This window comes from Sinomicrobium kalidii, assembly GCF_021183825.1.
Lineage (GTDB): Bacteria > Bacteroidota > Bacteroidia > Flavobacteriales > Flavobacteriaceae > Sinomicrobium > Sinomicrobium kalidii.
On record NZ_CP089211.1, the window covers coordinates 1,922,302 to 1,936,285 of the forward strand.

Genomic DNA, 13,984 nt, shown 5'->3' on the forward strand with positions numbered 1-13,984 from the left:
CATTGAACCTATTTAAACAGGGGATTAACATAAATTATTCCCCATTAAAAATTTACCAGGTTTTCCTGGTGTTTTTGGTTGTGGCCCTCTTTATCCGCTTCCCTTTTTTCTTCAGGGATTACATAGACCGGGATGAGAGTACATTTATCCTCATGGGACAGTCATGGGCAGAAGGGCACCTGCCTTATACTACGTTGTGGGACCTGAAGCCACCGCTCGCTTTTCTTTTTTTTGCAGCCGTCATTACAATTTTCGGAAAGAGTTTTATAGCCATACGGCTGGCCGGTACCATTGCCATTGCCGTTACTTCGTTGTACCTGTTTAAGATAGGCGACCGCCTGGCCGGAAGAAAAGCAGGGTTCTGGTGCGGGATGCTCTACATTTTTTTGTCCAGCCTTTTCGGCAATGTCCAGGGCGTAATGACCGAGCATCTTTCCATGTTGTTTTTGGTCCCTGCATTCTGGTTTCTTATTAAAGCAACAAACAAGCGCCATATCCTCTGGGCGGGAATTCTTTTCGGTGCGGCGGCCATGACAAAGCTCAACCTGGCTTATCCCATTCTCTTTATGGGACTGGGCCTGATGTATTTTGAATACCGCGCCAAAGGCATTTACGCTTCACTGGAAAACGGTTCGCTATACGGTGCGGGTGTTTCCATACCCGTAATTCTCACAGCTATTCCTTATTACCTGGACAACCTCCTGCTGGTATGGTGGGAATCGGTCATACTTGCTCCGCTGCATTACGACACTCCGGACCCGGCCAATAATATAGATGCCTTTGCCGACCTGCTTCCCTTTATCGGTATAGCCGCCCTTCTGATCTTTCTCAACAGTAAAAAAAGGTGTTTCCCCAGGTTATGCAGGAATTACACTTACATTTTACTTGCACTTGCGGGCACCATGGTCTCCTTTATACAATCGGGCGAAGTGAACAGCCATTACCTTATTCAGCTGTATCCTTTCCTCATATTACCTCTTGTTGTTATTGTAAGCCACATGAAATGGTCCTGGAAGTTGGCCTACACACCTTTTGCCGCATTACTATTGATGCTCATCCAGTTTGAACCTTTAAAGGAATACTGTTTTCTCGGTGACCGGGTACTGCAAGGAAAATCGCTCTATAACGGCGAAGGTATCGAGGTGCCGGAATATATCAGGACACATATCGGTGATGTACAGTCTGCTTTTTTCCTGGAAAACCATATCGGTTACTGGCTCATCAACGAACATCCTCCCACCAAATCGGTGACCCATCCCTCCAACCTGGACCGGGAACAACTTTATCCGTATTACGACAACCCCCGGAAAAACAGCGTTGAAGAATTGCGATACATCTGTTCAGAGGTGAACCCGCAGATTATTGTCACGGAAAGGGGGAAAATTCCTTTTATGAAAGACAATTCCCCGGACAACATATATTTCAAGGACATCCTTGCCAAAAAATACCGGTTCGTCAAAAGGATAGGTGAAGCCGAAATATACCGCCGAAAATATTAGAGCGACTGCAATACCGGAGCAAACAATTCCGCATATTTTTTCACCACCTCCCTGTTGAATTCTTTCTCTTCGGCTATTCTTCCGAGTATAGGCACTCCTCCCATCACTTCTATTGCGCTTTCTGTCGACGGGTTTTCATCCCCGCTTATAATAATGCCGGCAATATCCAGGTTTCTGCGCTTTAAACCTTCAATAGTAAGCAGTGTGTGATTAATACTCCCCAGGTAATTCCGGGAAACGACAAGCACTTTGTGATCGGGTTTGATCAGGTCGGCTATGGTTTCCGTATCGTTTAACGGCACCAGCAGCCCCCCTGCTCCTTCGATAACCAGGTGGTTGGAGGTTTCGGGCTCCCTTACCTTATCAACCTCAATCCTTATACCGTCAATAGCCGCAGCGGCATGAGGGCTCATCGGGGTGTTCAGCGCGTAGCTGTTCGGATGTATTTTGGTTTTGGCATTGGAAAGCAGGAGTTCGGTTTTGTGCGCATCCGAATTATCGAGATCTCCTGCCTGTACGGGTTTCCAGTAATCGGCTTCCAGTGCCTCGGTCACTATGGCCGAAACAATGGTCTTGCCCACTTCGGTGGAAATGCCGGTAATAAAAAATTTCTTTTTCATGGTCTTTTATTTTCACCGTACAAATGTAGCCAACAACTTTAAAACCTCGGAAATCTCCTGCTGTGTATTGTAATTGTGCAGGCAAAAACGCAATCGCTCCTGCCCTCCGGGAACCGTGGGGGAAAGTATGGCCTTTACATCGAATCCGTTCTTACGAAGTTCTCCGGCCGTATTTTTTACCTTTTCATTTCCGGGGATGATACAACAATGTATAGCAGAATCGCTGGCCACAAAACAGGAATCCATTCCCAACGCACCAAGCTCCGATTTAAAAAAAGCTATATTCCGATGAAGAACATCTCCGGGACGGGTTTCGAACAATACCCCGTAAGCCGCCAGGATGGTGGCCAGTGCATGTGGCGGAAGTGCCGTAGTGTAGATCAGGCTTCGCGAAAAATTCACCAGGTAATCCTTTAATTGTTGTGAACCCAGTACGGCTGCCCCGTGACACCCCAGTGCCTTACCAAAAGTGATGATCCTCGCAAACACCCTGTCCTGCAGGCCGAGCTCCTGCACCAGTCCTTCACCTTTCCCGCCCAATACTCCCACGGCATGGGCTTCGTCTACGACCAGGTAAGCTTCGTATTTTTCGGCAAGGGCTGCCATACCGGCCAAATCCGGGGAATCCCCGTCCATAGAAAAAACAGATTCGGTAACGATGTAAAGCTGTTTTCCGGCACCAACGGTCTTTAGAATTTTCTTCTCCAGGTCTTCCGGGTCGTTATGCCTGTATTTATAGGAACCCGCATTTCCCATCTGTATCCCGTCCCGTATGCTGGCATGTATCCATTCGTCATAAAAAACCACATCTCCCCGCTGCGGAACACTTGAAAAAAAGCCCGTATTGGCACCATATCCCGAATTGAACACCAACGCCGCTTCCGCCCGGTGAAAGCGGGCCAGCATCGCCTCTGCCTCCGGATAAAGGGAATGGTTCCCGGTTAACAACCTCGACCCGGTGGCCCCGTTTTTCACCTCTCCTCTATCCCTTACGATCTTTCCGGCCTCCGTATATATTTGTTCAGATGCCGCCAATCCCAGGTAATCGTTGGTAGAAAAGTCGGTCAGTCCCTCTCCCGGAACCGGTAGTTGCCGCAATGCATTTCCGGCTTCCCTCTTACAGAGCCGGGCCGTTAATTTCTCAGGAAGATTCATAGACCTCAAAGGTAAAAAAAACCGCATAGCAACCGGATTTCCGGACCATGTTTAAATATCGTATAAAAATATTGTAACCGTTACCGTTTTCCCGGTATTTATTTTATTTTTGTAATGCAATGTTTCCGGAAAAATGAGCAACGTACACAAAAAAGAGACCGTTCCGGAATGTGCTACAACGTTTTCGTAACCTCACCCCTTGCAATACGGGGCATTACAAGGCATGACAACTCTTTAACGAGGAACGATTTTCATTGCAAACCAGGCAAAGTTCCTTAACAAAAAATATTGTTTTCCCCTGCTTTGCGTTAAAGTTTCTTAAAAGCATTTCCAAATGCAGATTTCTGCCATATCTTTGTATCACCAAAAGGGGTGGTGCCCTTTTGTAACTTTAAGTAAAGTTTTCATAATTTAAAGTTTTGGTTGGTTAATTAAGAGGCCCGGAAATTCCGGGCCTCTTGTTTTTTATACCATTGTCAATTCAGGTTAGTTAATTTACGGGATCAATCTCAAAAGTGGATCAATCCTAAAAGTTGTGGACACTGTTGGGGTTCAGACATATGACAACAGGACATAAGAGGTACGACTTGCGATTTATAAAATAGTTTCTTTTTGTTACAGTGTTTGTTATTGACCTCAATTGAGAGTCATTTATTGCAACCCTTGAGTAGTATAAAAATCATAGTCTTGTTGTTGAGTTAACAGGTTAACGACAGGTTATTGAGTTCGTGCGTGATGCCTAAATAACTGAATAACCCCATAATTAACATACAACCTTACTTGCAACATTCAACCCAAAAAACATTCGTGTATCCGTGGCAAAACCAAAACGGGAAACTTACAACAAGTGAAAAAATCCACAACCTTTGATCCTGATCCTCAAAAGTTGTGGAGTACAGGCGGATTTCATCAGATTTTAGATATGAGACCTTAGGCATAAGGCCTATAACTATTAAGATGTAAGAAGAACTTAAATTGTCAGGTGTTATGAGAAGTCCTTCAGACCTTACTTTACCGGGATTTCGGATATGCTGAAAATCCGTATGGCTTTTAAGTTCAGAACTCAACCTGCAAAGCCCCATACACACCTGTACCGGGCCCCGCGTTCCTTTCCGCCGTAAAGCCGGGAAAACCACCATAAACACAACCCTGTTTACGCCGGGAGGGGTTGGGTATGCAGCGTACACAATTGCTTAAGCGGCTAACAGGGTTATGTTCGCGGCCTAAGGGATTAAGTACGCCGCATACACAATTAAGTTCACCGCGTACCGGGTTACTTATGCGGCATACACAACTGCTTGAGCGGCTAACAGGGTTATGTTCGCGGCCTAAAGGACTAAGTACGCCGCATACACAATTAAGTTCACCGTGTACAGGGTTGCTTATGCAGCGTACACAATTGCTTAAGCGGCTAACAGGGTTATGTTCGCGGCGCAAGGGATTAAGTACGCCGCATACACAATTAAGTTCACCGCGTACAGGGTTGCTTATGCGACATACACAACTGCTTGAGCGGCTAACAGGGTTATGTTCGCGGCCTAAGGGATTAAGTACGCCGCATACACAATTAAGTTCACCGCGTACAGGGTTACTTATGCGGCATACACAACTGCTTGAGCGGCTAACAGGGTTATGTTCGCGGCCTAAGGGACTAAGTACGCCGCATACACAATTAAGTTTACCGCGTACCGGGTTGCTTATGCCGCTTAAGCAATCCCTTAAACCACAAAAACAGGCTCCGTACCATCTGCCCGTGAATAATATATGCCGGTGAAGCAGCAAAAAAAAGCAATCTTTTACAGGGCTCTTCCCGAACTTGCCGGCATACCGGCAGTGATACCACCCGCCGGGCAGGACGTACCGGTATACCGGGATGCTCCCTGTGGCGGGCCGGAGGTGTTCCCGAAGGCGGGTTACAGGGTCAGAGACATTCGCCATAAACATTAGGTATTACCGGAAGTTTTCCAGGCATGCCCGTAAAGGCACTGTTGAGTACGTAGTATGAGAATCGGTTTGTTTCAAGCGGCCATTCATAACACTATATGATGATCACAGATCACAAGTCGTTTAAAGTCTGAAATCAAAATCTGTGGCATCCCCATGTTTTTGGCACGGTAACTGTTTAATAACTATCCAATCGCCGCCATTCTGACTACATTTTATTATTTTTACGGTATATTTTTTAAGCAGTGATGAAAAAAATTGTCCTTACCACCATATTTTTATGTATTGTCAATGCCGTTTGTGCTCAAAATGGCACTTCGGCTGAAAATGCTTTTGTTCCCGGCGAATGGCTCCAGTTCCGGGTTCACTATGGTATTTTCAATGCCAGTTATGCCTCCATGGAAGTCAGGGAAACCACCCTGAACGGAAAACCCGTTTTTCACGTAGTCGGTAAAGGCCGCACAACCGGGCTTGCCCGGTTGTTTTTTAAAGTGGAAGACAATTATGAGAGTTATTTCGACAAAAAGAACGGCAGGCCGTACAGGTTTATCCGCCAGATCGACGAAGGCGGATATACCAAAGACATGGAAATCAACTTCGACTACAGCACCAACCAGGCCGTGGTTAACAATAAAAAGCACCACAGGACAACAACCATCCCCATTCACAAAGATATCCAGGACCTTATCTCTGCGGTATACTACCTCAGAAACCATTACAAAGCGGAAAATCTCAGCGTAGGTGATGAAACCGAACTCGATTTATTGTTTGACGACGACAAAACCTTCAAATTTAAGCTTAAGTTCTTGGGTAAAGAGGTATTAAAGACTAAATTTGGCAAAATATCCTGCATCAAGTTCCGTCCCTATGTACAAGCCGGCAGGGTCTTTAAAGAAAAAGGCAGTCTAACACTCTGGGTTTCAGACGACGAAAACAAGCTTCCCATGAGGATCAAGGCGGATCTGAGGGTAGGCTCCATAAAGGCCGACCTGGAAGCTTTTCGGGGGCTCAAGCACCAGTTCAAAGTAGTAGTAGATTAATAAAATGGACATAAAACCGGAAATTGCCGAAAGAATATACCAGTTAGAAGACAAGTACAGAAATTCCGGCCAGGACCTGGGGGATTATCTCGACGGCCTTTTACATCAACGCTATCTTACCTATTGGGACTATATTCAACTGGACACTTTGCTCAGTCTTCAGATCCCACGCACCCATTTTCCCGATGAAGAGATCTTCATCATGTATCACCAGATCACCGAGCTGTATTTCAAACTCATCATCCACGAACAAAAGCAAATTATTGACGACAAGTTGCAGAACGCGGCATTCTTCATTCAAAAAATAGAACGCATCAACCGTTATTTCAAAGCACTGATCACCTCGTTCGAAGTGATGATCAACGGTATGGAGCGCGAGCAGTTTTTACAATTCCGCATGTCCCTGCTCCCCGCCAGCGGTTTTCAGTCGGCACAATACAGGATGATAGAACTCTATGCCACTCCCATGGAAAACCTCGTACATCATTCGGTCCGGGATCAGTTCACTGCCGATACACCCCGGGACAAACTGTACGAGAACATTTACTGGAAAAAAGGAGCCACAGATACCACAACGGGCGAAAAGACCCTGACCCTGAAACAGTTCGAATACCGTTATACCCCCAGGTTTATGCGGATAGCCCGCCAGGTAAAAGATTCTACCATTTACCACAAATATCTGCAACTACCCGACGAAGAACGGAAAAATCCGAACCTGATCCGTGCCATGAAAGCCCTGGACACCAATGCCAATGTTAACTGGCCGTTGATGCACCTCGGATCTGCCTATCGCTATCTGAGAAAAGACAACAGCACCACCATAGATGCCTCGGGAGGTACCAACTGGAGGGATTATTTGCCTCCGAGTTTTCAAAAAGTCATCTTTTTTCCTGAAATTTGGGACGAGGATCAAAAAACCAACTGGGGAAAAGAATGGGTAGAACACATGTTTAATCCGGAAAACACGAAAAATTAATGCTCAAGAAAGTACTTTTATGTGTATTGGCCATAGCTGCTGTGGCCTGCAAAAAAGAAAAAGAAGAAAAAAATGCCGAGACTGCAAAAAGAGAAGTACTGAAACCCATTGAGGTCAAGGAATTCGGCTTTAATCTCAACAATTATGTTGTTCGCAGGGACACGGTAAAATCCGGAGACAGCTTCGGGGAAATCCTGGCCCAGAACAATATCGACTACGCCAAGGTTTACAAAATTGCAGAAATAGCCAAAGATACTTTTGATATTGTAAGGGGATTAAGAGCAGGCAAACCCTACACCCTGTTGTGCAGTAAAGATTCCCTGCAAAAGCCCGAGTGTTTTATCTACCAGCCCAACAGTGTGGATTATGTGGTCATCCGCTTTGCCGATTCCATCCAGGCCTATAAAGAGAAAAAACCGGTAACCATCGTAGAACGCGAGGCCTCCGGGATTATAACCAGTTCCCTTTCCGAAGCCATTATGGAAAAAGAGATGGACTACCAGGTGGCCTATGACCTTTCCAACATTTACGCCTGGACCGTGGATTTTTTCCGGCTGCAACGCGGCGACCGTTTTAAGGTGATTTACGAGGAAAAATACATAGACGATACCATCTACGCCGGCATAGGCGATATCAAAGCCGCCTATTTTAAACACAACAACAAGCCGTTTTACTCCTTTAAATTCCGGACCGATTCGGTAAATAAGATCAGTGATTATTACGACGAAGAAGCCAACACCCTTCGCCGGGCCTTTCTGAAAGCCCCGTTGGAATACAGCAGGATATCTTCCCGTTACACCAAGCGGCGTTTTCATCCCGTACAAAAACGCTGGAAGGCCCACCTCGGTACCGATTATGCCGCGCCACACGGTACGCCCATCAAAGCTACGGCAAACGGTACGGTAACCAAATCCGGATACACCTCCGGGAACGGGAATTATGTGAAGATACGCCACAACAGCACTTACGAAACCCAGTACCTCCACATGTCCAAACGCGCCGCAAGGGTCGGACAGCATGTCAACCAGGGCGATGTTATTGGTTATGTAGGAAGCACAGGGCTTGCCACCGGCCCGCACGTATGCTACCGCTTCTGGAAGAACGGCAGGCAGGTAGACCCGTTCAAACAGGATCTCCCTTCTGCAGAACCCATCGAAAAAGAATTAAAAGAAGGTTACCTGGCCTATATCCAACCTCTGAAGTCACGACTGGACAACATCCTCTTTGACGATGAGCAGGAGGAGTTTATTACTGCTGTGGGGGAGTGATGATGCGGGGGTTAAAGATCAATACCTTTTATACAGCCCGGGAGATTCCTCCTGGCGTCGGAATGACGGTTCCGTTCTTGTAAACCCGGTTTTTATGGAATTTCCGAAAACCCGTAATTATTGTGTGTATATCCTGACTAACAGAAAAAGGACCGTCCTGTATACCGGGGTTACCAACAACCTGAAAAAGCGATTGCATTTCCACAGGAATCCGGGGTACGGCAGCAAGGCATTCACTGCACGGTACAGGTGCTTTTACCTGATTTATTGGGAACATATCAAATCCATCAGCAAAGCCATAAAAAGAGAAAAAGAACTGAAAGGCTGGCGAAGAGCCAAAAAAGAGGCCCTGATCCGCACATTCAACCCGGAATGGAAGTTCTTAAATGACGAAATTAACTAAGTGCCATTTTATAAACCACCCCGGGTCATTCTGAGCGAAGCGAAGAACCCGGCGAAGCAAAAAAATTCAGTGAGATGATGAAACCAATAACCTCAACAACCTTCCGGGAGAAATAGGGATTCCTCCTGACGTCGGAATGACAGGAGCCACAAAATGTAAAAAAACAGAACTCATAACAACACGTATTAAAACAAATGCCACTACAAAAAACAAACCCTGCCCAAACACAAACCTGGAAAAAACTCGCAGATCATTTTCGGCAGCTCAGGGATGTGGAAATGAAAACCCTCTTTGCCGATGATCCCGAAAGAGCGTCGAAATTCAATATCAAATGGAATGATTTTTATGTGGATTATTCCAAAAACCGGATTACGGATGAAACCCTCGATCTCCTCCTGGCCCTTGCTGAAGAAGTAAAACTGAAAGATGCGATAAAAAAATACTTTTCGGGCGACCTCATCAATGAAACCGAACAAAGGGCCGTACTCCACACCGCCCTCCGCGGCGAAAAAGATGCCGAAATTGTTGTAAACGGTGCAAATGTTATCCCGGAGGTAGTTGCCGTGCAGGAAAAAATAAAACAATTTTCCGAAGCCGTGATCTCCGGGGAGAAAAAAGGACATACGGGTAAGGCTTTCACCGATGTGGTAAACATCGGTATCGGTGGTTCCGACCTGGGGCCGGCCATGGTGACCGAAGCCCTGAAATTTTACCAAAACCACCTCAATGTACACTTTGTAAGCAATGTGGACGGCGATCACGTGCACGAAACGCTTAAAGGCCTTGACCCGGAGACCACCCTGTTCGTTATTGTTTCCAAAACCTTTACCACGCAGGAAACCCTGAGCAATGCTACAACCATAAAAAACTGGTTTCTGCAACACGCTTCTCAGCAAGACGTGGCCAAACATTTTGTAGCCGTGTCCACCAACCTGCCCAAAATTGCCGAATTCGGTATTGCCGATGAAAACGTCTTCCCGATGTGGGACTGGGTAGGCGGGCGATTTTCCCTGTGGAGTGCCGTAGGCCTTTCCATTGCCCTTGCCGTAGGACACGACAACTTCAAAAAACTCCTGGAAGGAGCGCGGGCCATGGACAATCATTTTAAAACAGCCGATTTCAACAACAACATCCCGGTAATACTTGCACTCATCGGCACCTGGTACAACAATTTCTTCGATGCCGAGAGCGAGGCTATCATTCCGTATACCCAATACCTCAGCAGGTTTTCCGCCTATTTACAACAAGGTATTATGGAAAGCAACGGTAAGAGCGTAGACCGGGCAGGCAACCCTGTGAATTACCAAACAGGGACCATTATCTGGGGAGAGCCGGGAACCAATTCGCAGCACGCTTTCTTCCAGCTTATCCACCAGGGCACCAAACTGATCCCGGCCGACTTTATCGGTTTTGTACATTCCCTGCACGGCGACAAGGATCACCACAACAAACTCATGGCCAACTTTTTTGCCCAGACCGAAGCCCTGCTTAACGGCAAGACCCGGGATGAAGTGATTGCGGAACTTCAGGGTAAAAACCTTTCCGAAGCAGAGATCGACAAACTGCTTCCCTTTAAAATATTCGAGGGGAACAAACCCACCAATACCATCCTCGCCGATCAACTTACCCCCGAAAGCCTCGGGGCGCTCATAGCCATGTATGAACACAAGATCTTCGTACAGGGCGTGATCTGGAACATTTTCAGTTACGACCAGTGGGGCGTGGAACTGGGCAAGCAACTGGCCTCAAAAATATTAAAGGATATGGAAAGTACCGAAGTTACAAAACACGACAGCTCCACCGCGGCATTACTGGAACATTTCAGGAAAAATTCTTAAATCCGAGTCAACTCCCTCGGGGCATCCCGCTCCCGATGGTTATCGGGAGCGGGAGACGCTTTTCATCTAAGGTTTTGGGTAACATCCAAAACTAATACGTCACTGCGAGCGCAGCGCGGCAGTCTCCTGGCTGGTTTGCCCATACCTGTTGCTGAGCACCGTCGAAGTATCAGAGGTATGTTGCCGGCCTCCATGAGATTGTCACCCTTCGGCTGTGCTAAGGACAGGCTAAAGCAAAGCGCCGGCAGTCTCCCGGCAGGTATGCGTATCTCATTGGGAATACTAATACGTTTATTGGCAATAGGGTTTTCAAGGCACCATAAATCGAATTATTTTCTACCTGAAATCCGGTATTTTGTGCCTTAATACCGCTTGATTTCCTAAAAAACTGTTAATAAAACCGTTTAAAAATTAAACAACTACAAACCAAAACAATAGGTTTTATGGTTATTTTTGTTTTAAAACGTTAAAGCATTTCCATGTTAAAATATTTAACATTGGCTTAATGTTGGATAATTTCAGAAGTGTCAATTTTGCATAGCTAAATCAAATTTAATAAACACAGATGAAGACAATTTACAATGGGTTTTTAACAGTGGTCTTTGCACTCATCGCAACTGCCACTTTTGCACAGGGTACTGTTACGGGAACTGTAATAGACGCTGAGATGAACGAACCATTACCGGGAGCCAACGTTGTGGTAAAAGGCACTTCCACAGGGGTGTCTACGGATTTTGACGGAAACTTTCAGATCGAAGTACCGGAGAACAGCGGTACGCTTGTTGTTTCCTACATTGGGTTTGTGAAAAAGGAAATCCGGTTTTCTTCCCCCGGGGATATCGGGAATATAACATTACAAGCTGATACTGATGAACTGGAAGGAGTTGTAGTCGTAGGTTCTGGTGTTATAGACCTGGAACAGGATCGAAAAACTCCCGTCGCCGTTTCAACAATTACGAGGGCTGAGATTCAGACCAAAGGGGTCGGGAACGTAGAATTTCCCGAACTCATGAAAAACACACCCAACGTATACGTTTCTAATCAATCTGGCGGATTCGGTGATTCCCAAATGTTCGTACGAGGTTTTGACCAAAGAAATACAGCCTTCCTCCTAAACGGACAACCAATTAACGGGATGGAGGACGGAAGAATGTACTGGTCAAACTGGGCTGGTATTTCAGACATTGCCAATGCTGTTCAGACACAAAGAGGTTTGGGATCTTCCAAATTAGCCATTTCCTCAGTAGGAGGAACTATTAACATAGTCACTAAAGCTACAGAATCCAATCAGGGAGGTTTTGCACGTTTTATGACAGGTAATGATAGTTATATAAAAGGTACCGTAGGATATAATACGGGAATTGGCGAAAATGGTTGGGGTTTCTCTTTTATGTTAGATCATTGGCAGGCTCACAGAAAATATGCCGCTGGAACAAAAGGACAAGGTCAAAATTATTTCTTCTCGGTAGGAAAACGAGCAGGAGATCACAATTTCAACTTTCTGATTACAGGAGCTCCGCAATGGCATGATCAGAATTTCTCCAAAGACCGGGAACTCTATGACCAATACGGAATCAAGTACAACAATAACTACGGATTCAAAAACGGGGAATATTTAAGTCTCAGGCGAAATTATTATCACAAACCGGTAATGAACCTGAACTGGGATTGGAATATTTCAGAAAAATCAAATCTATCAACAGTAGTATATGCATCCTTCGGTAGAGGTGGTGGTACCGGAGATTACGGAAGTGGTCCGGGATATGTTGAGAATGGTATAGATTCTTCACCCGAAGGTGCTTATACAGAAAACGGACTTATTGACTGGGATTATATTGTTAATGAGTATAACCCAGGGATAGAAGGCGGATTCAGCGAAGGTTATAACGGAACATTACTCAGAGCTTCGGTAAACAATCATGCCTGGTACGGAACCGTAGTTAATTACGAATTTAATAACTTAAAAAACCTGACTGTAAACGGAGGTATTGATGTAAGATTTTATAAAGGGGATCATTTCCGTCAATTAATAGATTTATTAGGTTTACAGGGACGTAGAGAAGAATTTGGCGGGAACCCCAATCATGAAGTTACCACAACTTTTAAAGCTAATCCGTGGTCTGCCTTATTTAACTTTGCAGATGAAGACGAACGCGTTAATTATGATTATTCTGAGAATATTAATTACCAAGGAGCGTTTGGACAGATCGAATGGTCAAATGACGTGTTTTCAGCGTTTGTTCAGGGTGCGTTGTCAAATCAGGACTACAAAAGGGAAGATAGAGGAAATTTTGCAGAAACTAAAGAATCGAAAACAGTCAATAAGCTTGGTTACAACATAAAAGCCGGTGCATCCTGGACTTTTGCCGAAGGAAATACAATTTTTGTAAATTCGGGAAAATACTCAAGGCAACCTTTCTTAGATAATATATTCCCAAGCTATGATGACAATACACAATTAGCAGATCCTGAAGTAGACAATGAAGAGATTGTAGGATTTGAAGCAGGCTATCGCCTGGAAATTCCGGAACAAGCTTTCCAATTAAACTTCAACGCTTATTACACCACCTGGGAAAATCGCTTTCTGGACAGAGCCGGGGAGTTTACACAATCCGGAGTAACTTACGATGATGTTACATTTATGTTTACTGATATTGCACAAGTACATAAAGGTCTTGAGTTAGATGTAAAATGGAAACCTATGCTATATTGGACACTTCGTGGTTATGCTACGGTAGGTGACTGGGAATACGACGGTAGCACCCCTATCAGGATAAGAAATAACAATGATAACGAGTTTATTGATGAAATCTCCGGAGATCTCACCGGCACCAAAGTAGGAGAGGCTCCGCAAGCTTCCGCCGGCTTGGGAACTTCTTACGATATACTACCGAACAAACTAAACTTTTATATCGACTGGAATTACTATGCTAATTTATATGGTTTTGTCAAAGTAGATGAGTTTGCGGATGCTATTATTGCAGACGAACCTTATGAAACTGAGAAACTAAAACCTTATTCACTATTTGATGTAGGCGCCAGTTATAATTTTAATTTGGGTGATAATAAATTCATTGTACGAGGAAATATTTTTAATGCCTTGGATCATGAATATATCAGTCAAAAAGACAACTATGGTTATTTCTATGGCAACGGTTTAACCTGGAATTTGTCTGTTCAATATCAGTTTTAATTAAAATCTTTCAAATATTAAGGTTGAGGCCGTCTAAAAAGTTTTAGG

9 protein-coding genes are annotated in these 13,984 nt (G+C 45.0%); 7 read left to right on the forward strand and 2 right to left on the reverse strand.

Annotation, left to right across the window (positions count from 1 at the left end; translation table 11 throughout):
- Positions 1-2: 2 nt before the first annotated feature.
- Positions 3-1,499, forward strand: a complete 1,497-nt coding sequence (locus LS482_RS07610) for an ArnT family glycosyltransferase (RefSeq protein ID WP_233031178.1) — start codon at positions 3-5, stop codon at positions 1,497-1,499.
- On the opposite strand, the gene bioD is transcribed toward LS482_RS07610, so the two are convergent.
- Together bioD and LS482_RS07620 are read right to left on the reverse strand one after the other, a co-directional pair.
- Positions 1,496-2,119: a dethiobiotin synthase gene (gene bioD / locus LS482_RS07615; protein WP_233031179.1), complete on the reverse strand. Its 624-nt coding sequence runs from the start codon at positions 2,117-2,119 to the stop codon at positions 1,496-1,498. The genes LS482_RS07610 and bioD overlap by 4 nt on opposite strands.
- 12 nt (positions 2,120-2,131) lie before the next feature.
- Positions 2,132-3,274: an aminotransferase class I/II-fold pyridoxal phosphate-dependent enzyme gene (locus LS482_RS07620; protein ID WP_233031180.1), complete on the reverse strand. Its 1,143-nt coding sequence runs from the start codon at positions 3,272-3,274 to the stop codon at positions 2,132-2,134.
- 2,192 nt (positions 3,275-5,466) lie between these two features.
- Here LS482_RS07620 and LS482_RS07625 point away from each other — a divergent pair.
- The 6 genes from LS482_RS07625 to LS482_RS07650 all read left to right on the forward strand — a co-directional run bounded on the left by LS482_RS07625 (position 5,467) and on the right by LS482_RS07650 (position 13,936).
- On the forward strand, positions 5,467-6,258 hold the full coding sequence (locus LS482_RS07625) for a DUF3108 domain-containing protein (protein WP_233031181.1): 792 nt from the start codon (positions 5,467-5,469) through the stop codon (positions 6,256-6,258).
- A 4-nt stretch (positions 6,259-6,262) separates the two neighbouring features.
- Positions 6,263-7,234, forward strand: a complete 972-nt coding sequence (locus tag LS482_RS07630; protein WP_233031182.1) for a tryptophan 2,3-dioxygenase family protein — start codon at positions 6,263-6,265, stop codon at positions 7,232-7,234.
- Complete coding sequence (locus tag LS482_RS07635) at positions 7,234-8,502, forward strand: M23 family metallopeptidase (protein WP_233031183.1); 1,269 nt, start codon at positions 7,234-7,236, stop codon at positions 8,500-8,502. The genes LS482_RS07630 and LS482_RS07635 overlap by 1 nt, the downstream gene beginning before the upstream one ends.
- A 94-nt stretch (positions 8,503-8,596) precedes the next feature.
- Complete coding sequence (locus LS482_RS07640) at positions 8,597-8,905, forward strand: GIY-YIG nuclease family protein (protein WP_233031184.1); 309 nt, start codon at positions 8,597-8,599, stop codon at positions 8,903-8,905.
- A 194-nt stretch (positions 8,906-9,099) separates the two neighbouring features.
- Positions 9,100-10,743: a glucose-6-phosphate isomerase gene (gene pgi, locus LS482_RS07645; RefSeq protein WP_233031185.1), complete on the forward strand. Its 1,644-nt coding sequence runs from the start codon at positions 9,100-9,102 to the stop codon at positions 10,741-10,743.
- A gap of 565 nt (positions 10,744-11,308) precedes the next feature.
- Positions 11,309-13,936, forward strand: coding sequence for a TonB-dependent receptor (locus tag LS482_RS07650; RefSeq protein ID WP_233031186.1), 2,628 nt, complete (start codon positions 11,309-11,311; stop codon positions 13,934-13,936).
- Positions 13,937-13,984 lie beyond the last annotated feature (48 nt).